General features: G+C 61.1%; 21 protein-coding genes. 10 read left to right on the forward strand and 11 right to left on the reverse strand.

The window, feature by feature from the left end; all coding sequences use genetic code 11:
* The first annotated feature begins 50 nt into the window (after nt 1–50).
* Entirely contained in the window at nt 51–1,553 is a 1,503-nt protein-coding gene (gene ppx, locus ACXX9E_RS04350) for an exopolyphosphatase (protein ID WP_128613826.1), read from the forward strand.
* Nucleotides 1,554–1,795: 242 nt separating this feature from the next.
* Here ppx and ppk1 read toward each other — a convergent pair whose 3' ends face one another.
* Together ppk1 and hemB are read right to left on the reverse strand one after the other, a co-directional pair.
* Entirely contained in the window at nt 1,796–4,021 is a 2,226-nt protein-coding gene (gene ppk1, locus ACXX9E_RS04355) for a polyphosphate kinase 1 (RefSeq protein WP_128613825.1), read from the reverse strand.
* An 18-nt stretch (nt 4,022–4,039) separates the two neighbouring features.
* Complete coding sequence (hemB, locus tag ACXX9E_RS04360) at nt 4,040–5,053, reverse strand: porphobilinogen synthase (protein ID WP_128613824.1); 1,014 nt, start codon at nt 5,051–5,053, stop codon at nt 4,040–4,042.
* 207 nt (nt 5,054–5,260) lie between these two features.
* On the opposite strand from hemB, the gene ACXX9E_RS04365 reads away from it, so the two are divergent.
* On the forward strand, nt 5,261–5,911 hold the full coding sequence (locus ACXX9E_RS04365; RefSeq protein ID WP_123469737.1) for a DedA family protein: 651 nt from the start codon (nt 5,261–5,263) through the stop codon (nt 5,909–5,911).
* A 299-nt stretch (nt 5,912–6,210) separates the two neighbouring features.
* Nucleotides 6,211–6,879, forward strand: coding sequence for an isoprenoid biosynthesis glyoxalase ElbB (gene elbB / locus ACXX9E_RS04370; protein ID WP_128613823.1), 669 nt, complete (start codon nt 6,211–6,213; stop codon nt 6,877–6,879).
* Between the two features lie 118 nt (nt 6,880–6,997).
* Here elbB and ACXX9E_RS04375 read toward each other — a convergent pair whose 3' ends face one another.
* The 3 genes from ACXX9E_RS04375 to ACXX9E_RS04385 form a co-directional block, all read right to left on the reverse strand.
* Nucleotides 6,998–7,453 carry a YaiI/YqxD family protein gene (locus ACXX9E_RS04375; protein ID WP_098966204.1) on the reverse strand — a complete coding sequence of 152 codons (456 nt, stop codon included), beginning with the start codon at nt 7,451–7,453 and terminating at the stop codon, nt 6,998–7,000.
* 106 nt (nt 7,454–7,559) lie between these two features.
* Nucleotides 7,560–9,455, reverse strand: coding sequence for an FTR1 family protein (locus tag ACXX9E_RS04380; protein ID WP_458555070.1), 1,896 nt, complete (start codon nt 9,453–9,455; stop codon nt 7,560–7,562).
* A gap of 84 nt (nt 9,456–9,539) precedes the next feature.
* Entirely contained in the window at nt 9,540–10,439 is a 900-nt protein-coding gene (locus tag ACXX9E_RS04385) for a LysR family transcriptional regulator (protein ID WP_458555071.1), read from the reverse strand.
* Between the two features lie 129 nt (nt 10,440–10,568).
* On the opposite strand from ACXX9E_RS04385, the gene ACXX9E_RS04390 reads away from it, so the two are divergent.
* The 5 genes from ACXX9E_RS04390 to ACXX9E_RS04410 all read left to right on the forward strand — a co-directional run bounded on the left by ACXX9E_RS04390 (nt 10,569) and on the right by ACXX9E_RS04410 (nt 15,338).
* Nucleotides 10,569–11,948: a COG3014 family protein gene (locus ACXX9E_RS04390; protein ID WP_458555072.1), complete on the forward strand. Its 1,380-nt coding sequence runs from the start codon at nt 10,569–10,571 to the stop codon at nt 11,946–11,948.
* Between the two features lie 234 nt (nt 11,949–12,182).
* The gene (locus ACXX9E_RS04395) at nt 12,183–13,577 is read left to right on the forward strand and encodes a COG3014 family protein (RefSeq protein WP_123469746.1); all 1,395 of its coding nucleotides are present in this window, start codon (nt 12,183–12,185) and stop codon (nt 13,575–13,577) included.
* A gap of 15 nt (nt 13,578–13,592) precedes the next feature.
* Nucleotides 13,593–13,967 (forward strand): YcfL family putative periplasmic lipoprotein, encoded by a 375-nt coding sequence (locus ACXX9E_RS04400; protein WP_186744045.1) that lies wholly within the window; start codon nt 13,593–13,595, stop codon nt 13,965–13,967.
* Between the two features lie 36 nt (nt 13,968–14,003).
* On the forward strand, nt 14,004–14,591 hold the full coding sequence (gene lpoB / locus ACXX9E_RS04405) for a penicillin-binding protein activator LpoB (protein WP_123469750.1): 588 nt from the start codon (nt 14,004–14,006) through the stop codon (nt 14,589–14,591).
* A gap of 3 nt (nt 14,592–14,594) precedes the next feature.
* Nucleotides 14,595–15,338: a penicillin-binding protein activator LpoB gene (locus tag ACXX9E_RS04410; protein WP_123469752.1), complete on the forward strand. Its 744-nt coding sequence runs from the start codon at nt 14,595–14,597 to the stop codon at nt 15,336–15,338.
* Nucleotides 15,339–15,555: 217 nt separating this feature from the next.
* Here ACXX9E_RS04410 and ACXX9E_RS04415 read toward each other — a convergent pair whose 3' ends face one another.
* The 3 genes from ACXX9E_RS04415 to ACXX9E_RS04425 all read right to left on the reverse strand — a co-directional run bounded on the left by ACXX9E_RS04415 (nt 15,556) and on the right by ACXX9E_RS04425 (nt 18,804).
* On the reverse strand, nt 15,556–16,188 hold the full coding sequence (locus tag ACXX9E_RS04415) for a LysE family transporter (RefSeq protein ID WP_123469754.1): 633 nt from the start codon (nt 16,186–16,188) through the stop codon (nt 15,556–15,558).
* 124 nt (nt 16,189–16,312) lie between these two features.
* Complete coding sequence (locus ACXX9E_RS04420; protein WP_123469756.1) at nt 16,313–16,894, reverse strand: mechanosensitive ion channel family protein; 582 nt, start codon at nt 16,892–16,894, stop codon at nt 16,313–16,315.
* Entirely contained in the window at nt 16,894–18,804 is a 1,911-nt protein-coding gene (locus tag ACXX9E_RS04425; RefSeq protein WP_458555073.1) for an ATP-binding cassette domain-containing protein, read from the reverse strand. The genes ACXX9E_RS04420 and ACXX9E_RS04425 overlap by 1 nt, the downstream gene beginning before the upstream one ends.
* Nucleotides 18,805–18,854: 50 nt before the next feature.
* Here ACXX9E_RS04425 and ACXX9E_RS04430 point away from each other — a divergent pair, with 50 nt between their 5' ends.
* Nucleotides 18,855–19,310: a TIGR02444 family protein gene (locus tag ACXX9E_RS04430; protein ID WP_458555074.1), complete on the forward strand. Its 456-nt coding sequence runs from the start codon at nt 18,855–18,857 to the stop codon at nt 19,308–19,310.
* Here ACXX9E_RS04430 and ACXX9E_RS04435 read toward each other — a convergent pair.
* A complete protein-coding gene (locus ACXX9E_RS04435; protein WP_458555075.1) occupies nt 19,307–20,425 on the reverse strand; it encodes an AlgP family protein in 1,119 nt (372 codons plus the stop codon). The two genes, ACXX9E_RS04430 and ACXX9E_RS04435, sit on opposite strands and share 4 nt — an antisense overlap.
* 192 nt (nt 20,426–20,617) lie before the next feature.
* Here ACXX9E_RS04435 and ACXX9E_RS04440 point away from each other — a divergent pair, with 192 nt between their 5' ends.
* Entirely contained in the window at nt 20,618–21,283 is a 666-nt protein-coding gene (locus ACXX9E_RS04440; RefSeq protein WP_123469764.1) for an FKBP-type peptidyl-prolyl cis-trans isomerase, read from the forward strand.
* A 56-nt stretch (nt 21,284–21,339) separates the two neighbouring features.
* On the opposite strand, the gene rsd is transcribed toward ACXX9E_RS04440, so the two are convergent.
* Together rsd and ACXX9E_RS04450 are read right to left on the reverse strand one after the other, a co-directional pair.
* Nucleotides 21,340–21,798, reverse strand: coding sequence for a sigma D regulator (gene rsd / locus ACXX9E_RS04445; protein ID WP_123469766.1), 459 nt, complete (start codon nt 21,796–21,798; stop codon nt 21,340–21,342).
* 183 nt (nt 21,799–21,981) lie between these two features.
* On the reverse strand, nt 21,982–22,533 hold the full coding sequence (locus tag ACXX9E_RS04450; protein ID WP_458555076.1) for a disulfide bond formation protein B: 552 nt from the start codon (nt 22,531–22,533) through the stop codon (nt 21,982–21,984).
* Between the last annotated feature and the right edge of the window lie 85 nt (nt 22,534–22,618).

Genomic DNA, 22,618 nt, shown 5'->3' on the forward strand with positions numbered 1-22,618 from the left:
GCGTTTGATCGTGGCACGATGTCGGGGTTATCGACCGAGACCCCCTGACCATGCCGCAATCCCAAGCCAAGAATCTGTCCCTGATCGCCGCAATCGACCTGGGCTCCAACAGCTTTCACATGGTCGTGGCCAAGGCCCAGAACGGTGAAATCCGTATCCTGGAGCGCCTCGGAGAGAAGGTTCAGCTCGCCGCCGGCATCGACGATGAGCGCCATCTCAACGAAGAATCGATGCAGCGCGGCCTCGATTGTCTCAAGCGGTTTGCCCAACTGATCAACGGTATGCCGCTGGGCGCCGTGCGCATTGTCGGCACCAACGCCCTGCGTGAGGCTCGCAACCGTGGCGAATTCATCCGCCGCGCAGAAGAGATCCTCGGCCATCCGGTGGAAGTCATCTCCGGGCGTGAAGAAGCGCGCCTGATCTATCTGGGCGTCTCGCACACCCTCGCCGACACCCCGGGCAAACGACTGGTCGCCGACATTGGCGGCGGCAGTACCGAATTCATCATTGGGCAAAGATTCGAACCGCTGCTGCGCGAAAGCCTGCAGATGGGTTGCGTCAGCTTCACCCAACGCTACTTCAAGGACGGCAAGATCACCCCGGCCCGCTACGCCCAGGCGTACACCGCAGCGCGACTGGAGATCATGAGCATCGAGCACGCCCTGCACCGCCTGACCTGGGATGAAGCCATCGGCTCCTCGGGCACCATCCGCGCCATCGGCCTGGCGCTGAAGGCCGGCGGGCATGGCACGGGCGAAGTGAACGCCGAAGGCCTGGCCTGGCTCAAGCGCCGCCTGTTCAAGCTCGGCGATGTCGACAAGATCGATTTCGAAGGCATCAAGCCTGACCGCCGGACGATTTTCCCGGCAGGCCTGGCGATTCTCGAAGCGATCTTCGACGCCCTCGAACTGCAACGCATGGATCACTGCGACGGCGCCTTACGCGAAGGCGTGCTCTACGACCTGCTGGGTCGCCATCACCACGAAGACGTGCGCGAACGCACCCTGACCTCGCTGATGGAGCGTTATCACGTCGACCTGGAACAAGCGGCGCGGGTCGAGCGCAAGGCGCTGCATGCCTTCGACCAGGTCGCAGCCGACTGGGAGCTGGATGACGGTATCTGGCGCGAACTCCTGGGCTGGGCGGCGAAAGTGCACGAAGTCGGGCTAGACATCGCTCACTATCAGTACCACAAACATGGCGCTTACCTGATCGAGCATTCGGACCTCGCCGGATTCTCCCGCGAAGACCAGCAAATGCTCGCCCTGCTGGTACGTGGCCATCGCCGCAACATTCCCAAGGATAAATTCGCCGAATTCGGTGACGACGGCGACAAGCTGATTCGCCTCTGCGTGCTGCTGCGCTTTGCGATCCTGTTCCACCACATCCGGGGCACCCAGGCGATGCCGCAAGTGGCATTGCACGCCAAGGGCGACAGCCTTGATGTGGAATTCCCGGAAAACTGGCTGGATGAAAACCAGCTGACTCAGGCGGATTTCGGGCTTGAGGCCGAGTGGCTGACGCGGGTGGGGATTGTCCTCACCGTTCACTGAGTTAAATCTCAGGTGCAAAAAAGGCGATCCTTCTGGATCGCCTTTTTTATTCGGTTCGACTTGTGGACGGAGGTTAACCCTCACCCCAGCCCTCTCCCGAGGGAGAGGGCGCCGATCTCCGCTGGCTTCAAGGCCTGAGTTCGACTCGGTAGCTCAGGTCGACGTATAGCTCGAAACACCTCGGTCAGTCCCCTCTCCCGATGGGAGAGGGTTAGGGTGAGGGGCTTTTGACTTTCAAGGCCTCAACTGCTCACCGGCAAAATCGGGCTGCCCAGACGTTCCAGCAACGTCGCCTGCGCACTGCGCGGGTTCTGATTACCGGTTGGCGTGTTGCGGATGTAGCGGCCATCCGACTGCAGGCTCCAGCTGTGGGTGTTGTCGGTCAGGTACAGCTCCAGCTCTTTCTTGACGCGGGTCAGCAGCTTCTTGCCTTCGACCGGGAAGCAAGTCTCGACGCGCTTGTCGAGGTTGCGCTCCATCCAGTCGGCACTGGAGAGGAACATTTGCTCCTCGCCACCGTTGAGGAAGTAGAACACCCGGGTGTGCTCGAGGAAGCGGCCGATGATCGAGCGCACGTGGATGTTGTGCGAAACCCCGGCGATGCCCGGCCGCAGGCAGCACATGCCACGCACCACCAGATCAATGCGCACGCCGGACTGGCTGGCCTTGTACAGCGCGCGGATGATCTTCGGATCGGTCAGCGAGTTGAACTTGGCGATGATGTGCGCCGGTTTGCCGTCGAGGGCAAACTGCGTCTCGCGGGTGATCATGTCGAGCATGCCCTTCTTCAGGGTAAACGGCGCATGCAGCAGCTTCTTCATGCGCAGGGTTTTACCCATGCCGATCAACTGGCTGAACAGTTTGCCGACGTCTTCGCACAAGGCGTCGTCGGAGGTCAGCAGGCTGTAGTCGGTGTACAGACGGGCATTGGCGGCGTGGTAGTTACCGGTGCCGAGGTGTGCGTAACGCACAATCTCGCCGGCCTCGCGACGCAGGATCAACATCATCTTGGCGTGGGTCTTGAAGCCGACCACGCCGTAAATCACCACTGCACCGGCCGCTTGCAGACGGCTGGCCAGTTGCAGGTTGGATTCTTCGTCGAAGCGCGCGCGCAGTTCGATGACCGCGGTCACTTCCTTGCCGTTACGCGCGGCGTCCACCAGCGCATCGACGATCTCGGAGTTGGCGCCGGACCGGTACAGGGTCTGGCGCACCGCCAACACATGCGGGTCTTTCGCCGCTTGACGCAGCAGGTCGACCACCGGGGTGAACGACTCGAACGGGTGCAGCAGCAGGATGTCCTGTTTGCTGACAACGCTGAAAATGTTCTCGCTGTTCTGCAGCAGTTTCGGGATCTGCGGGGTGAACGGCGTGTATTGCAGCTCCGGATGGCTGTCCAGACCGGTGATGCTGAACAGGCGGGTCAGGTTGACCGGGCCGTTGACCTGATACAGCTCGGTCTCGCTCAGGTTGAACTGCTTGAGCAGGTAGTCCGACAGGTGTTTCGGGCAGGTGTCGGCCACTTCCAGACGCACCGCATCACCGTAGCGCCGCGAGAACAGCTCGCCACGCAGGGCGCGCGCAAGGTCTTCGACGTCTTCGGAATCGAGCGACAGGTCGGCGTTTCGGGTAAGGCGGAACTGGTAGCAACCCTTGACCTTCATGCCCTGGAACAGGTCGTCGGCGTGGGCGTGGATCATCGACGACAGGAACACATAGTTGTCGCCAGCGCCGCCGACTTCTTCCGGCACCTTGATGATCCGTGGCAGCAGACGCGGCGCCGGGATGATCGCCAGACCGGAATCGCGACCAAAGGCGTCGATACCTTCCAGCTCAACGATGAAGTTCAGGCTCTTGTTCACCAGCAGCGGGAACGGGTGCGTCGGGTCGAGGCCGATCGGGGTGATGATCGGTGCGATCTCGTCGCGGAAATAACGACGTACCCAGGTTTTGATCTTGGTCGTCCAGTGGCGGCGACGGATGAAGCGCACCTGGTGCTTTTCCAGCTCCGGCAACAGGATGTCGTTGAGGATCGCGTACTGACGGTCAACGTGGCCGTGGACCAGTTCGCTGATCCGCGCCAGCGCCTGATGCGGCTGCAGGCCGTCGGCACCGGCCTGTTCACGGGCGAAGGTGATCTGCTTCTTCAGGCCGGCGACGCGGATTTCGAAGAATTCGTCGAGGTTGCTGGAGAAGATCAGCAGGAACTTCAGCCGCTCCAGCAACGGATAGGACTCGTCCAGCGCCTGTTCCAGCACGCGGATGTTGAACTGCAGTTGCGAAAGCTCGCGGTGGATATACAGGCTGCTGTCATCCAGGCCCGGGATCGCAATCACTGGCGCCGCCGCGACGGTTTCGGTGACCGGCGCGGGTGGCGCAGGCTCCAGTTCCGGCGGGGTTTCGGTGATTTGTTCCACCACCGGCTGAGCTTCTTTTACTGCAACTTCTGTGAGTCCTTCGGTATTCATCGAATGTTCCTGGGAGGGCTATTTCTGCTCTCGTAACAATTGAGCGGCGCGGACAGCAAAGTAAGTCAGGATGCCATCAGCGCCGGCACGTTTAAAGGCGGTCAGTGATTCGAGAATCACCGCCTCGCTCAACCAGCCATTCTCGATCGCCGCCATGTGCATGGCGTATTCGCCGCTGACCTGATAGACGAAGGTCGGCACTTTGAAGGCATCTTTTACCCGGAAAAGAATGTCGAGGTACGGCATGCCGGGTTTGACCATGACCATGTCCGCGCCTTCAGACAAGTCGGCGCCGACTTCGTGCAGCGCTTCGTCGCTGTTGGCCGGGTCCATCTGATAAGAAGCCTTGTTCGCCTTGCCGAGGTTCGAGGCCGAACCGACTGCATCGCGGAACGGGCCGTAATAGGCGCTGGCGTACTTGGCCGAGTAGGCCATGATCCGCACGTTGACATGGCCGGCGACTTCCAGCGCTTCGCGGATCGCCTGAATGCGACCGTCCATCATGTCCGACGGCGCAACCACCTGGGCACCGGCTTCGGCATGGGACAGGGCCTGACGGACCAGTGCGTCGACAGTGATGTCGTTCTGCACATAGCCGTCTTCGTCGAGGATGCCGTCCTGACCGTGGGTGGTGAACGGGTCGAGCGCGACGTCGGTGATCACGCCCAGCTCCGGGAAGCGCTCACGCAGGGCGCGGGTGGCGCGCTGGGCGATGCCTTGAGGGTTCCAGGCTTCAGCGGCGTCGAGGGATTTGAGTGCTGCAGGCGTGACCGGGAACAGGGCCAGCGCCGGAATCCCCAGTTCGACCCATTTCGCCGCTTCTTCGAGCAGCAGGTCGATGGTCAACCGTTCCACACCCGGCATCGAGGCCACGGCTTCGCGGCGGTTTTCACCGTCGAGCACGAACACCGGCAGGATCAGGTCATCGACCGTCAGCACATTTTCCCGCACCAGCCGACGCGAAAAATCATCACGGCGATTGCGGCGCAGGCGGGTGGCTGGGAACAAACGGTTGGCAGGGGTAAAGCTCACGGCAGACTCCTGAGCCCGCGCAAACGGGCGAGCGTGACAGTTATAGACGGCCATTATGACGAACAGATTACAGTTGTGCGTGCCCCGTGACATGTAGCCGCATTCCATTGTCAGTGTAGGAATTGTTCACGTCGAGACACATTTGGACACTTTCCTGAATGTGTACGAAGGGTTAGGCTGCGCGTTCATTTCGCCAGCACCCAGACAATGCTCCAACAATTTCTGCATGACTTCGGCTACTTTGCCTTGTTCCTCGGCACGTTCTTCGAAGGCGAAACCATCCTGGTGCTCGCGGGCTTCCTCGCGTTCCGTGGATACATGGACATCAACCTGGTGGTCGTCGTGGCGTTCTTCGGCAGCTATGCCGGCGATCAGCTGTGGTACTTCCTGGGGCGCAAGCACGGGCGCAAATTGCTCGCGCGCAAACCGCGCTGGCAGATGATGGGCGACCGCGCGCTGGAGCACATTCGCAAGCACCCGGACATCTGGGTCCTGAGCTTCCGCTTCGTGTATGGCTTGCGCACGGTAATGCCGGTGGCGATCGGTCTGTCGGGTTATCCGCCGGGACGTTATCTGCTGCTCAACGGCATTGGCGCGGCGATCTGGGCCACCGCGCTGGCTGCGGCGGCTTACCACTTCGGCGCGGTGCTGGAAGGCATGCTCGGCAGCATCAAGAAATATGAACTGTGGGTGCTGGGTGCGCTCTTGCTGCTGGGCGTCGGCCTGTGGCTGCGCCGCCGCTTCAAGAATGCGCGGCTGGCCAGGCAGGTTTATGCCGACGAGCAAGCTGCAAAAGCTGCGCAGTTGCATCAGGCCGAGCAGGCCAACGCTGCCGAACCCAAGCCGCCAACCGAGTAACTCGCTGGCGACAGGCATACAGCCCGACACCACTGAACAGGCTGCATCCGGACTGAACGACTCTTTCAGTCGGGAATGTCACTCATCCCACCTGCTGTAACGGATTGCCGTTCGCCAGCGGCGTTCTCACGCCCAGAATCAGCCGCTCCTTACGCAACAGACCATCCCGAATAATGAACACCCCGGCGTTGTTGCGATCCATGTAGTAAGCGTTCCATGCAGGTGCTGCCGCACTTGAGCCTATGGCAACGCACGGCAAATTAGTGGACATTGAGCGCCATGAATCTGGAGAGAACCCCATGAGCAAAAAAGTTGCAGTGATCCTGTCCGGCAGTGGCGTATACGACGGCGCCGAGATCCATGAAAGCGTCATCACCCTGCTACGCCTGGATCAACGCGGCGCGCAAGTGCAGTGCTTCGCCCCGAACATCGCGCAATTGCATGTGATCAATCACCTGACCGGTGAAGAAATGCCCGAAACGCGCAACGTCCTGGTGGAGTCGGCACGGATCGCCCGGGGCAACATCAAGGACATCCGCGAAGCCGACGTCGATGACTTCGACGCGCTGATCGTGCCTGGCGGTTTCGGCGCGGCGAAAAACCTCTCGAACTTCGCCGTCGAAGGCGCCGGCTGCAGCGTCCAGCCGCAAGTGCTGGAACTGGCCGAGGCGTTTGCCGAGGCGGGCAAACCGATTGGCCTGATGTGCATCTCGCCAGCGCTGGCGGCGAAGATCTACGGCCCGGGCGTGACCTGCACGATCGGCAACGACGCCGACACGGCGACCGCGATGAACAAGATGGGCGCCACCCACGAAGACTGCGCGGTGACGGAAATCATCGAAGACAAGGCGCGCAAACTGGTGACGACCCCGGCTTACATGCTGGCCCAGAACATCAGTGAAGCGGCTGCGGGGATCAATAAACTGGTCGACCGCGTCCTCGAACTGACCCACGAAAATGATGCCTGACGCGTTCTGATGCCGGAGTGAGCCTGCTCGCGATGGCGGTGTATCAGGCAACATATCTGTTGAATGACCGACCGTTATCGCGAGCAGGCTCACTCCTACAAGGGGATTTGTGCAGGGCTTAAGGCTTGCGGGTCAGGCGCGTGAGGATACGGTCCAGCGCATTGGCAAACGCCTGCTTCTCGCGCTCGCCGAATGGTGCCGGGCCGCCGCTGATCTGGCCCTGCTCGCGCAGGTCGGTGAACAGGTTGCGCACCGCCAGCCGCTCGCCCATGTTCTGCGCATCGAACTCCTTGCCCCGCGGGTCCAGCGCCGCCACCCCCTTCTTCACCAGACGATCGGCCAGCGGAATATCGCTGCAGATCACCAGTTCACCGGGCACCGCGTGCTCGACCAGATAATCGTCCGCCGCATCCGGGCCGCTCGGCACCACGATCAATTTGACGATCGCCAGCCCCGGTTTGGTCTGCGGTTGCCCGGCCACCAGCACCACTTCGAACTGGCGCTTGAGGGCGAACTTCACCACCAGGTCCTTGGCGGCCCGAGGGCAGGCGTCGGCATCAATCCATACACGCATGTTTTTTTCCTCTTTTAAAAGCATCGCGGGCAAGCCACGCTCCCACAAGGTTAACGCTAACCTGTGGGAGCGGGCTTGCCCGCGAATATGAGCGCAGCGAATGCTCTTAAGCAGTCACCTGCTTCTTCTCGGCCATCCGGCTACGCCCATACAGCACGACAATCGCCAGAATTGCCAGCGCCTGCGCCGTCAGCGAATAGGCATCGGCATGAATGCCCAGCCAGTCGAAGTCGAAGAACGCCACCGGCCGCGTGCCGAAGATCCCGGCTTCCTGCAACGCCTTCACGCCGTGCCCGGCGAACACCACCGACAACGCGCAGAGCAGACCGGCGTTAATGCTGAAGAACAGCGTCAGCGGCAGTTTCGCCGAGCCGCGCAGGATCACCCAGGCCAGACCGACCAGCAGCACCAGCGCGGTGGCACCACCGGCCAGCACTGCGTCATGCCCGGCGGGGCCGGCCTGCAACCACAGGGTTTCGTAGAACAGGATCACTTCGAACAATTCGCGGTACACCGAGAAGAACGCGAGGATTGCGAAGCCGAAACGCCCGCCGCCGCCCACCAGACTCTGCTTGATGTAGTCCTGCCAGGCTGCGGCGTGGCGACGGTCATGCATCCACACGCCGAGCCACAACACCATGACACTGGCGAACAGTGCCGTCGCGCCCTCGAGCAACTCACGCTGCGAGCCGCTGACATCAATCACGTACGCGGCCAGCGCCCAGGTGCCGAGACCGGCCAACAGCGCCAGGCCCCAACCGATGTTGACGCTGCGCACCGCCGACTGCTGGCCGGTGTTACGCAGAAACGCGAGGATCGCCGCCAGTACCAGAATCGCTTCCAGACCTTCGCGCAGCAGAATCAACAGGCCGGAAATGAAGCTCAGCGACCAGCTCAAGCCATCGCTGCCGAGTAACCCGGCGGACTCCTTGAGCCTGGCATTGGCGGCATCCAGACGCTGTTCGGCCTGCTCGACCGGCAAACCGTCCTGCAACGACTGCCGATACGCCATCAGGGATTTTTCGGTGTCTTTGCGTACAGTGGCGTCGACGTTATCCAGCGAGCTTTCGACCAGCTCGAAACCTTCCAGATAGGCCGCCACCGACAGGTCATACGCCTGATCGTGGTCGCCGGCACGATACGCCGCGAGACTCTTGTCCAGAGTCGCAGCGGTGTAGTCGAGCAACTGCGCCGGGCCCCGCTTGACCTGCGGCGGCTGCGCGCGCTGGGCGCGGAAGGTTGCGGCGGTTTGCGCACCTTCGGCGGCCTGTACTTCGGCCGGGGTCTGGCGGGCCAGATCGGCGATGTTGTAGGTCTTGTCGGATTTGGCCGCTGCCGGGTCGGCACTGAAGCCGGCGATGTAGGTCGCCAGGTCCCAGCGCTGACGGTCATCCAGTTGATCGGCGAAGGCCGGCATGTCGGTGCCTTCGACGCCCTGACCGAGGGTGCTGTAGATCGCGTACAGGCTCAGGTGATCCATCCGTGCGGCATCGCGCAGATTGGCAGGTGCCGGCGACATGCCGAGACCTGCCGGGCCGTCGCCGGCCCCGGTTTCACCGTGGCAAACCGAGCAGTTTTGCGCGTAGAGCGGCGCGCCGCGGATCGGATCCGGCGTGATGATCGGTGCCTGGCTGACTTCATACGCCACCGCCAGTTGTGCCCCCAGTTGCCGGGCCTGACGGGCGACTTCGGCGCCGTCCTGTTTGGCGCTGATAGCGGCGTGCAGAGCCGCGACGCCCTGCTCCAGCGCCGCCTTCTCCGGCTTGACCGGCATGCCGGCGATCAGGCCTTGCAGCACCTGGGTGAATTCCAGTTGCTCGCGGTATTCGCCGTCGTCGACAACCTTGCCCGCCGCCACCGTCGGCGGGTAGTCCGCACTGATGTAATCGAGCAAGTGCAGCGCCTGCGGGGCGCCTTCCACGGTATCGGCGAGCAGATTGAAGCTGCTCAAGGCAAGCAACGGAAACGCCAGCCAGGCCAGGAAACGGGACGCGGCAGTCATGAAGAATTCTCAAATGGAAATGCGAAGTTACATATTGTTCACTTCGAACGCCTTTCACTCAAGCTTTGTCGACGGAGAACCGCTTCAGCGCAATGGCATCGACGCGTTTCGGTAGTGTTCGAGCATGAATTCGACAAACACCCGCACCTTGAGCGCCACGTGTCGGGCATGGGGATAGAGCGCGTAATAGTGGCGCTGACCGAGGCTGCAATTGGGCAGGATCTGCACCAGCCGCCCCGCCAGCAGATCATCCAGCACCGTAGCCCGGGTGAACGCGGCAATCCCGACACCGGCCAGCGCCGCAGCGTGCAACGAGCTGATCGAGTCGGCCTTGAACCGGCCTTGCGCGCGCACGCTGCTGGTGCCCCCACGCGCATCGGTCAGCAGCCAGTCGCTGCCGCCGGCAAACGCCAGTAACTGATGTCCGGTCAGCTCGCGCACCTGACGGACCAGGCCATGACGGGCGACGTAGCCCGGTGACGCCACCAGCAACATGTCCGAAACGGTCAGCAGGCGCGCCACCAATGACGAGTCGGCCAATGGCCCGCAGATGCGCAACGCCACGTCGAAGCCCTCGGCGATCAGGTCGACGAAACGATCGTCGCAGGACAGGTCCACCTCGATCTCGGGATAGCGCTGTTGAAACGCCGGCAGCCAATGCGCCAGCTCCAGCGTACCGATGACCATCGGCGCGCTGATGCGCAGCACACCGCTGGGACTTTCGTGAGCCTGCCCCGCTGCCAGCGCAGCCTGATCAAGACGCTCGAGAATGTCCACGCACGCCGCGTAATACTGCTGCCCCGCCGTGGTCAGGCTGAAACGGCGGGTATTGCGGTTGATCAGGCGCGTGCCGAGTTCGCTTTCCAGTTGCTGCAACTGCCGGGAGATGGTCGAGTGGGTGGTGTCGAGTCGCTCGGCAGCGGCGCTGAATCCGCGACACTCGACAATGCAACAAAAGGCGCGCATGGCTTGCAGTTGATTCATCGAGAGTCCCCGACTTGTTGATCGCTGAGCGCGCAAGCCTAGCGTAATGCTTACCCACCCGGCAGCAGCAAAGCGCCCCTATAATGCGTCATCCCCGTGCTTTTGCCGTTCAAGGAAGAACCCGTCTCCATGCGCCCTTGTCTGCCGTTCTACCTGCTGCTCAGCCTCATCGTGCAACTGAGCGGTTGCGCCGCTTATCGCAATTACGATCAGGAAATGCAGCAGACTATCGACCAGATGGCGCAGGGCAATCTGAACGAAGCGCTCTACCTGATGGAGCTGCACAATCCTTGGGAAGACAAGGATCTGCTGTATTACCTGGAACGCGGCGCGATTCTCAGCGCCGGCACCAACCTGCCAAAAAGCCAGGAAGCCTGGCGCAGTGCCGACCGGATGATTTTCCAGCGTGAAGAGACCACCCCCTCAGCCCCAATCAAACTGCTGACCCGCTTCGGCAACGAAATGGGCACGATGCTGGTCAACGACAAGCTGCTGCGCTACGAGGGCTACGACTACGAAAAAGTCATGCTGACCACCGAGATGGCGCTCAACCAACTGGCGGAAAACGATTTCGACGGTGCCCGGGCCGACATCAAGAAAACCCACGAGCGCGAAACCCTGATCGCCCGCCAGCGCGAAAGGCAATACGAAGAAGCTGAAGAGCAAGCCAAAAGCCAAGGGATCACGCTGCATTACAAAGACTTGCAAGGCTATCCGGTGACCATCCTCGACGCTCCGCAAGTCATCGCGCTGAAGAATGGCTACCAGAGTGCGTTCAGTCATTATCTGGCTGGCTTCACCTATGAAGCCTTGGGCGAGCGTACGCTCGCGGCACCCGGCTATCGACAGGCGATCGAATTGCGCCCGGGCCTGCGGTTTCTCGAAAACGCTCTGCGCAATCTGGACAAACCCGGGCCGGCAGGCGATGAAAGCGAGATTCTGATCGTGGTCCAGGCCGGCTTCGCCCCGGCACGCAGTTCGGTGCAAGTGCCGATCCCGGTGCGTCTGAACGAAAACCTGACGATTGTCGCCCCGATTTCGTTCCCGGTGATGGTGCCCGACACGCTCACACCTCCGGTTCCGAGTGTGCTCGTCGATGGTAAACAATACCCGCTGACGATGATCAACAGCGTCACGGACATGGCCATGCGCACCTTGCGCGATGACATGCCGGCGATCATTTCCCGCGCCATGTTCCGTGCCAACATGGCCGCCATCAGCCAGGCGCAAAAGAACGAACGCGATCCGGCCAAGGCTTCGCTGGTGGTGACCGATCACGATCCTTTCGAAGAAGCTGACACACGAACCTGGCGCACACTGCCGGATAAAACCCTGGTCGCCCGTCTGCGCCTGAAAAAAGGCCTGCACCGCGTGCGCTTTCCGTATTTTCGTGCAGAAGACGGGTTCACGGTACGCGTCGACCAGAACCATCAAGTGTTCAATCTGCGGGTATTCATGGGCAAAAACTATTTCGTGGGTTCCGCACTGGTCCTGCCTGAAACGCCATGAACGCAGGACGATTGATAATGCTTAGAATGATGGCACCAAACTAACAAGTGCGATTAAAAAGCTATTACATAGCCAGCACCGCCCGCCTATAATGCCGCGCCTTCGTTATTGCGATCAGGCATTAAAGCTCCTCTTGTTATGAGGAATTGGCAGGAGGCCAGCGCCACTGTCGATGGGTCACCTCAGCCCGACCAGCATTCGCGGCTGCATTTACTCCAGGGAAGAAGTACCCCCATGGCATTCCGCGCCCCCACTCTGATCGCGCTCAGCGCCATCACCCTGCTATCCGGCTGTTCAGCGTTTCGCAACTACGACTCGGAACTGGCCCAGACCAACCAGCAACTGGCCAGCGGCAATGTCGATGCCGCCCTGACCCTGCTGGAAAAGAACAACACCGGCCCCGACAAGGACCTGCTCTATTACTTCGAGAAAGGTGAATTGCTGCGCGCCAAAGGCGACCTGTCCGGCAGCCAGAACGCCTGGACCAGCGCCGATCAGGTGGTCGGGCAGTGGGAAGATGCGGTCAAGCTCGACAGCGCCAAATACCTGGCCCAGTTCGGCAGCTTCATCGTCAACGACAAGGTGCGTCGCTACGAGGGCTACGACTACGAAAAAGTCATGCTGACCACGCAGATGGCCCTCAACCTGCTGGCGGTCAATGACTTCGATGGCGCCCGCACCGCGATCAAGAAGACCCACGAACGTGAAGCGGTGATCGCCGACCTGCGCGACAAGGAATACCTGAAAAGCGAAGAAGAGGCCGAGAAAGAAGGGATCAAGACCCAGTACAAGGATCTGCAGGGTTACCCGGTCGCCAGCCTCGATGCGCCGGAAGTGGTCAGCCTGAAAAACAGCTACCAGAGTGCGTTCAGCCATTACCTGGCCGGTTTCGTCTACGAAGCCCTGGGTGAAAAGGATCTGGCTGCACCGGGCTATCGCAAAGCGGCCGAACTGCGGCCGAACACACCGTTGCTGGAACAGGCACTGGTCAACCTCGACAAGCCGTCCAAGTCTGACGACAGCGACATCCTGATCGTGGTGCAAAGCGGCCTGGCGCCGTCGCGCGACTCGATCCGCGTGCCGCTGCCATTGCCGATTTCCAACAACGTGGTGATCACTCCGCTGTCGTTCCCGATCATCAAGCCTGACACCTCCACTGCGCCGTTCGCGCAGATCGGCGTCGATGGCCAGCAAGTCAACCTGACCGCCCTCAACAGCACCACCGCCATGTCCCGCCGCGCCCTGCGCGATGACATGCCGGGGATCATCGTGCGCACCACCGTGCGCGCAATCACCAAAGGTGTGGCGCAGAAAAAGATCAACGAAACCAACCCGCTCGCGGGTCTGGCCGTGGGTATCTCTTCAGCTGTGCTGGAAGGTGCCGATACCCGTACGTGGCGCACCCTGCCAGACAACACCCAAGTGGTGCGTCTGCGCTTGAAGAAAGGCGAGCACCAGGTCAGCCTGCCGAGCGCCGTGGGCGGTTCGGTGGTCAAGGTCACCGTCGACCAGCGTTATCAGGTGATCAGCCTGCGCGCCGTGGGCAATCAAGTATTCGCCGGTGGCATCGCCGCCCACGTGATCCCGAGCGCCGGCGCGACCAACGTCGCCAGCCTCAAACAACCTTAAGAACGGAGTCTTTGCATGCGCTTCAAACTCATCGCCGTTGCCGCCCTCGCCGTCCTGGCCAGCGGCTGCGCCACCCCGCCACCGCCAGAGCCGGGCAGCGCCGCGAGCAAAGTCGTGGCCATGGGGCCGCAGAAACACATCGTCGTCGGCGCCATGCGCGTCGCCCGCGAAAACGGCTTCATGACCGTCAATGTGCAGTTGAGCAACACGCTCAACAGCAACAAGATTTTCTACTACCGCTTCGCCTGGCTTGGCGCGGAAGGCTTCCCGATCGCCGAGGAAGAAGTCTGGAAAAGCCAGATGATGTACGGCGCCCAGACCAGCTTCATCCAGGGCATCGCGCCGACGCCGAAAGCCGTGGATTTCCGTCTGGAACTCAAGACGCCTTAAGTCCGCCACCCTATTTCTGTTTGAGAGAGCATTCCCATGTTTGCACGCTTTTCCTGCATCGCCGTCCTCGCCCTGCTGGCCTCCGGTTGCGCCAACACTTCGCCGACCCTGGGCAGCAAGAACATCAGCTACGGCGACACCAAAGCGGTTGAAACCGTGACCAACGAATTCGGTTCGACCGACCTGCAAATGATTGCCGAGTCGATGACCCGTTCCCTGGCCCAGTCCGGCATCCTGCAGGGTCGCCCGGTGGTTCAGGTCTACGACGTGAAGAACAAGACCAGCGAGTACATCGACACGCGTGAGATCACCACCAGCATCAAGACCCAGTTGATGAAAACCGGCGTGGCCCGTTTCGCCAGCGACAACAACGCCATGCAGAGCCAGGTTGACCAGCTCAAGCTGCAAAACCAGAGCGGCCTGTACAAGAAAAGCACCGTGGCCAAGACTGGCAACATGGTTGCCGCCAAGTACCGCATCGAAGGCTCGATCAGCTCGATCGTCAAGCGCAGCAGCGACTACAAGGACGTCTTCTACAAATTCAGCCTGCAACTGATCGACGTCGAAAGCGGTCTGGCCGAGTGGATGGACGAAAAAGAGATCCGCAAAACCACGGAGCGTTAATCAATGCGCACATGGATTGGCATGATGGCCCTGGCTTGCGCGTTCAGCGTGCAAGCGGCCCCGAAAGTCGCGGTGACGGATCTGGCGTATCAGGAGCGCGTGGAGCAATACATCCACATCGTTTCAGCGCAGAGCAATTACCGCGAGGGTTACTACAGCTCCAGTGGTTCTTCGAACTACAACGAGCTGGAAGCGACCACCAGCTACATCGAACAGGGTGAACTGCGTAAATTCACCGGCGACATCAAGGGTGAAATCCTGCGCACCGGCATGTTCCAGCTGGTGCAGGGCACGCCGTACACCGCGTCGTCAAAGGGTGACATCTACGACGTGATCAAGCGCATCAAGGCCGGCAACTTCAAGGGTGCCGACTATGTGCTGTTCGGCACCGTGTCGGACATCGACTTCACCCAGGACATGAACGAGCTGGCGCACACCGACAGCTATTCGGCGGTGCTGGGCCTGACGCTGGTGGCGGATTTCAGCCTGATCAACACCAAGACCTACGAGATTACCTCGGCCTTCACGGCGATGGGTGAAGCGCAGGACACCAAACTGGTGAACGGCCGCGACATCAAGATCTCGCTGAACCGCCCTCGGGTGGTGCGTGAGGTGTCGAAAGCACTGGGGGAAGACGTGGCCGGGCAACTGAGCATGCAGCTCGGTGGTGGCGGCTACGAGCAGCCGCGCGAAGCACCACAGCGCAACAATCTGCCGCGTGATACCGCGCCGGTAATTTTGCACTGAGCCGGATCTGAGGCCTTTGTGGCGAGAGACTCTGTGGCGAGGGGATTTATCCCCGTTGGGTCGCGAAGCGGCCCTCGCTCTTGATTCAAGAAGATGGGGACTGCTGCGCAGTCCAACGGGGATAAATCCCCTCGCCACAAAAGCTCGCTTGCCCCGATGTCTCGGTAGAAATGAAAAAGGCGACCTCACGAGGTCGCCTTTTTTCTGCCTGGAAGGTTTACGCCGCCGCTTTGCGCAACGTTGCCATAAACGCCGCTGCACCGATGAACAGCCCGGCAAACGTGCGGTTCATGCGCTTCTGCTGCTGCGGTGTACGCAACAGGCGCAGCACCTTCGACGCCAGCCCGGTGTAGCCCGCCATGACAATCAGGTCGACAAAGATCATCGTCACACCAATCACCACATACTGAATCAGCAACGGCGCATGGGGATTGATGAACTGCGGCAGCACCGCCAGCATGAACACCAAGGCCTTGGGGTTGCTGATGTTCACCAGAAAGCCGCGGAACACCAACGCCAGCGGCCGGCCGATCGGCCGCACCGCCGCGTCATCGCTCATGTCCATGGGCAGCGCACGCCATTGCTTGATAGCCAGATAAACCAGATACGCCACACCGAACCATTTGATCGCATGGAACGCGGTGGCCGAGGCAGTGAGGATCGCACCAACACCGGCGCCGACAATCGCAATCTGCACAGCCAGGCCGATTTGCAGGCCGAGGGCGTTCCAGTAGCCGCGCCAGAAACCGTATTGCAAACCGCTGGACATCGACGCAATGGCGCCCGCACCCGGGGAAAGGCTGATCACCCAGCAGGCGGCGAAAAACGCCAGCCATGTTTGTAGCTCCATCGCACACCTCGACTCATGCTCGTGACAAACGTCAAAGCTAATGCGGTTTGGGGCGGATGACTACCGATTTTTACGGTGGGAGCGGGCTTGCCCGCAAAGGCGTCAGACCAAATGTCCGGGGAATCTATTTTTCGAAACCGCTGGAAGGAAACACATCGCTGCCGCGCCAGCGCCGCACCGAACGCTGGAAGAACAGGCTGTTCGGCACCTGCACCATCGCACTACCGGTGCCCAGTTCTTCAGCCTCGATCAACGTGGTGTAAAGCAGATTGATCGCCACCACCCGGCCTTTGACGCCTGGTTTGTCAGTGGTATCGACCAGCTCGACCACATCGCCCAGGCGAAACGGCCCGACGGTGAAGATCAGGATCGCGCACAGCAGGTTCGACAGCACACTCCACATCGCGAAGAACGCCACCGCCGCCACCGCGACGAAACCCGACAGGGCCGTCCACAACACGGTGGCCGACACCCCGAGGCGTTCCAGCACGAAGATCAGCGCGCTGCCCATGATCAGCCAGCGCAGCGCGCCACGCAGCGGCATCAGCAACTGCGGCGGGAACGGATAGCGCTCACCCAGTCGGGTCAGGCCTTTGGCGACGAAGCGCTGGGCCAGATAACCGGCCAGCAGGATCAGCAGAATCTGCACGCCAAACCAGACCGGCTCGACCCACTCCGCCGGCAGCGGCAGCTTGAACGCTTCCATCAGGACAGCGCCTCCAGCTCCGCCTGCATGCTTTCCAGCGTCTCGAGCGCTTCCATCCAGGCCTCTTCCAGCTCGGCTTCGCGCACTTTCAGCTTGGCTTGTTCGGCCAGCAGATCACGCAATTCGTTCTTGCGCGCCGGCTCGTAGATGTCGCTGTCGCCGAGGCTGGCGTCGACCTTGGCGAGTTTCTCGTGAAGTTTGCCCAGCTCGGCTTCGAGCTTGTCGGCTTCACGCTTGTGCGGTGCCAGTTGCTGACGCAAGGCCGCCGCGGCCTGACGCTGGGCCTTCTTGTCGGTCTTGTCCGGGTTGACCGGGGTGTTGCTGACCGGCGCGTTGCGCTGACGGTATTCCACCAGCCAGCGGGCATAATCTTCGAGGTCACCATCGAACTCTTCGACCTTGCCGTCAGCGACCAGGTAGAAGTTGTCGGTGGTGCTCTTGAGCAAGTGGCGATCGTGAGACACCACCAGCACCGCGCCGCTGAATTCCTGCAGCGCCATGGTCAGCGCCAGGCGCATTTCCAGGTCCAGGTGGTTGGTCGGTTCGTCGAGCAGCAACAGGTTCGGTCGCTCCCAGGCGATCAACGCCAGGGCCAGACGCGCCTTTTCGCCACCGGAGAAATTCAGTACGGGTTCGTCGATGCGCGCGCCACGGAAGTCGAAACCGCCGAGGAAGTCGCGCAGGGTCTGCTCGCGCTCGGTCGGCGCCAGACGCTGCAGGTGCAGCAGCGGGCTGGCCTTGGCGTCGAGCGAGTCGAGCTGATGCTGGGCAAAGTAGCCGACCACGGTGTTTTCGCCACGGGTCAGGCGCCCGGCCAGCGGCTCGAGCTCACCGGCAAGGTTCTTGATCAGAGTCGATTTACCCGCACCGTTCGGCCCGAGCAGGCCGATCCGCGCCCCCGGGGTCAGTTGCAGCTTGACCTTCTCGAGGATGGTTTTGTCGCCGTAGCCCAGACGTGCATCGGACAGGTCGATCAGCGGGCTGGAGATCTTGGTCGACTCGCGGAAAACGAAATCGAACGGCGAATCGACGTGGGCCGCCGACAGTTCTTCCATGCGCTCCAGTGCCTTGATCCGGCTCTGCGCCTGGCGGGCCTTGGTGGCCTGGGCCTTGAAGCGGGCGATGTAGCTTTCCATGTGCGCACGTTGCGCCTGCTGCTTCTCGTAGGCCTGTTGCTGCTGGGCCAGACGCTCGGCACGCGCACGTTCGAACGCGGTGTAGCCGCCACGGTACAAGGTCAGTTTGCGTTGATCGACGTGAGCCACGTGATCGACCACTTCGTCGAGGAAGTCGCGGTCGTGGGAAATCAGCAACAAGGTGCCCGGGTAGCTTTTCAGCCACTCTTCGAGCCAGATGATCGCGTCGAGGTCCAGGTGGTTGGTCGGTTCGTCGAGCAGCAACAGGTCCGACGGGCACATCAGCGCCTGCGCCAGGTTCAGACGCATCCGCCAGCCACCGGAGAAATCGCCGACTTGGCGATCCATCTGCTCGTTGGTGAAGCCGAGCCCGGCCAGCAACTTGCGAGCGCGTGCGTCAGCGGTATAACCGTCGGCGCTGTCGAGTTCGGCGTGCAGACGCGCCAGAGCGGTGCCGTCGTGGGCCTCTTCGGCCATGGCAAGGTCACGCTGCACTTCGCGTAGACGCAGGTCGCCATCGAGCACATAGTCGACCGCCAGACGCTCGAGAGTGTCGACCTCCTGGCGCATGTGCGCGATCCGCCAGTCGGCCGGCAACAGGCAATCGCCCGAGTCCGGGTGCAACTCGCCGCGCAACAAGGCGAACAGGCTGGATTTGCCGGCGCCGTTGGCACCGATGAGGCCGGCTTTGTGGCCGGCGTGCAGGGTCAGCTCGGCGTCTTCTAGCAGACGTTGCGGGCCACGCTGTAAAGTCAGGTTCTGAAGTCGGATCATAATGGCGGCGGAGTCTACCAGCTTCGCTCACAACTGGCGCGAGTAGCACGATGTCCTCTGACCTGTGGAGCTTTTCCCTTGCCACCTACGCCCGCCCGGGTGTGGAAGACGCTTGCCTGCAACTGCAATCGACGGGGGCCAATGTCTGCCTGCTGCTGTGCGGTTTGTGGCTGGAACAACGCGCAATTGCCTGCAACGAACAACGCGTGCAGCAACTGCAAATGCTGGTGGGTCCCTGGGATATCGAGGTGGTGCAACCGCTGCGGGCATTGCGCATGCAATGGAAAACCCTGGCGGCGGAAGATCCGGTGCTCAAGGGGTTGCGCGAACAGATGAAGGCGCTGGAACTGGAGGCCGAACGGCATCTGTTGTGGCAGTTGGAGCAGGTGGCTCAGAACTGGCCGCAGGCGCTATCAGCGGCGAATGAGTGGCTGGAAAGCCTGATGGGCGCCAGCCCGAACCGCGACGCGCTGCAAGTGCTGCGCGACGCGGTCACCCGCGCTTAGGAAGCGCTGGTTGGGTTGCTGGTGACGCTCGACGCAGCGGCCGGCGTTGGCGCAGTCGTGGTGGTCGAGGCCGTAGCTGCCGGCGCAGCGGTCGCTGGCGAGGTTGCCGGTGCGGCAGGCTTGGCCGCTGGAGCCGTGGCCGGTTTGGCGGCAGCTGGTTTGGCGGCAGCTGGTTTTTTCGCGGCTGGTTTTGCGGCTGGTTTTGCGGCCGGCTTGGCAGCAGGTTTAGCCGCAGCAGGCTTGGCGGCAGTCGCTGCCGGTTTGGCTGCAGCAGTTGGCTTGGCTGCTGGTTTGGCAGCGGCCTTCACAGCGGGTTTTGCCGCGGGTTTTGCCGCAGGCTTCGCGGCCGGTTTCGCGGCGGCTTTGGCAGCAGGACGGGCGGCTGCAGTTTTGGCGGCAGGCTTGGCAGCCGGTTTTGCCGCAGCGGTTTTGGCAGCCGGTTTGGCAGCGGCGGTTTTCGCCGGAGCGGCTTTGGCAGCGGCTGGTTTAGCGGCAGCTGGTTTTGCAGCGGTGGTTTTAGCAGCCGGCTTCGCAGCGCTGGCCGCAGCCGGTTTTTTCACAGCAGGTTTGGCAGCCGCTTTCACGGGTGCTTTTGCAGCAACTTTAGCCGCCGGTTTGGCAGCAGCCGTTTTCGCTGGCGCCTTGGTTGCAGCAGGTTTAGCTGCAGCAGGTTTGGCTGCGGCTTTCTTCGCCGGTGCTGCTGCGGGTTTGGCTGCACGGGAAGTCAGCACTTTACCCACTGCCTCCTGGACGCGACCCACACCCTGGGCCAGTTTCAGGCTTTCCTGAGCATCGCGCTTGAGTTGCAGAATGTAGCTGCGAGTGTCGGACTGACGCTCTTTTAAAGCATCGAGCAGGTCTTCCAGTTCTTTCACCGCAGCCTTGGCTTTGTTCTGTGCCTTGGCTTTACCGGCAGTGGCTGCGTCCTGCAATTTGGTGCGGGATTTGTGCAGTTTTTCTTGCGCCTTGCCGCGTTGCTTTTCCAGTTTGGCGAGCAGTTTTTCAGCATCAGCCAAGGCTTGGGAGCAAGCGTTTTCCAGATGCTCGAGCAGGCTGCCCGAGAGTTGTTGGAGTAAGTGCAACGGAGTATTTACAGGCTTCTTGGTGGCCGACATGGTTTACCTCCTGGCTGACGTGGGTGCGGCTCATACTAGACCTCTGCAGTTACCGCCGCTAGGGCATCTTGACAGTATCGTTTGCGTTGCGTTGCACCGAAGCGAAAATGTTCTGCGCAAAGGCAAAAGCAGTTCACCGTTGCAGTCGTTTGCGCTGGCATAATCCACCGCATCTCAGGACGGAGAGTGCCCATGTCGCGCTACTTTTTTTTATCCCTCTGCCTGGTTTTTTCCGCAGTCCACGCTGACGAAAAAACCACCGCGAATGACGCTCACGATCTGGCTTACAGCCTGGGTGCCAGCCTCGGTGAACGGCTACGCCAGGAAGTCCCGCAATTGCAGATTCAGGCACTGGTCGAAGGCTTGCAGCAGGCTTATCAAGGCAAGCCGCTGGCGCTGAGCGAAGCGCGCATCGAACAGATCCTTGCCGATCATGAATCGCAAAACGCCGAGCACGCTTCACAGAACTCCAGCGACGTCGCGATGGAAAACGAACAACGTTTCCTCACCGCTGAAAAAGCCAAACCGGGTGTGAAGGAACTGGCTGACGGCATCCTGCTCACCGAGCTGACACCGGGCACTGGCGCCAAGGCCGGCCCCGATGGAAAAGTGCAGGTGCTGTATGTCGGTCGACTGCCGGACGGCACCGTGTTCGATCAGAACACTCAACCGCAATGGTTCAACCTCGACAGCGTGATTGCCGGTTGGCGCACCGCGTTGCAGAACATGCCGGTAGGGGCGAAATGGCGACTGGTGATTCCATCGGATCAGGCCTATGGCGCTGATGGCGCCGGCGACTTGATCGCACCGTTTACACCACTGGTGTTTGAAGTGGAATTACGCGGCGCGACCAGTTGATCAGGCAATAAAAAAAGGTGCGCCTGGGGCGCACCTTTTTTTGATCAGGGTTCGGATCAGGCCTGAACCGGATCCTCTTCCTTGTGTGCCGTATGCAGCACTTCAATCAGGCAGTCTTCGAGTTCGAAGCGTTCGTGGAGCAGGCCACCGAGCTCCTTGAATTTCTCGGCAACGCATTTGCCGGCATCGCACAGATCATTGAACGCGAGCAGCTTCTCGGTGATGACGTCGATACGCGGGTAGATCGTCTCGGCGAGTTCCAGGCCTCGCTTGTCGTTGAACGCCTTGGCTTCGCCCGTCAGCTGTTCATAGATTTCGAAATGCCCGGCCGACACGTAATCAACCAGCACGCCGCAGAATTCCTGCAAAGGCTTACGGCTCTCGGACAACGACTCAGGCTGCGCGCCGAGTTTGTCGTAGGCGCCAATCAGCTCCTCACGCTCCTGCAACCAGCGGTCGATCAGCAGATGAACTCCACCCCAACGTTCCTGAGCATTCTGACAACTTTCGAGCATGGCAATCTCTCTTCCCTTGTGGGTCATGCTGCTCTACACCCGCGCCCCGCTTTTGGTTTTGGCTTGGGGGACGGCCGGGCAGAGCGTCATCGAGCAACATAAATCCAATGACACGTGCGGGCCAGATTATGCCCGCACGCCTATGGCTTCAAGGTACGCAGGAGATAAAGTTCATACAAGTGTTTAATCCCGCAGCCCCCCCCGGTGCGACGCTTCGCCGCTGAGCGGTCGCTGCAGAGCGCCCCAGACCAGCCGTAACATTTGATAGACCGCGAGAATCGACACCGCGACAAAGAACAACAGACTCCATTCCGGAAGACTCAGATCGAACAGCGTCCAGGAAATTTCCGCGCAATCAGTACCGCCGTTAAACATTCGTTGCAATGCGCAGATCCACGACAGTCCACTGAACAGCGTCTCGGCCGCCGGGGCACAATTGTCCAGTTGCAGCACCGGATCGCTATGTATCAGCACCTGGCGCCAGGCCGCCGTGGTGCCGCCCAGACTCGCGCACAGCACCAGCAGCCAGTAAAGCCACAAGCCAACACGCCTGGGGCCATGCACCGCCGCCAGACCGCAGCACACGCACAGCAGCGTAAGAAACAACCGCTGCACCAGACATAGACTGCACGGCGCCAGACCGACCGCGTATTCAAGATAATAGGAAGCTCCCAGAGCAAAGGCCCCCGCAGTGAAAGCCATGAAAAACAAGGAGCGTGAGCAGGCCAACGACATGGCTTTTCCGTAACAGTGGAGACAGGCTGTAACGGTAGAGGAAAGCGTGTCAGCCTTTCAAGACGAGGTCCTGACGACAGTTCAC

The sequence above is a fragment of the Pseudomonas sp. GNP014 genome, assembly GCF_054344005.1.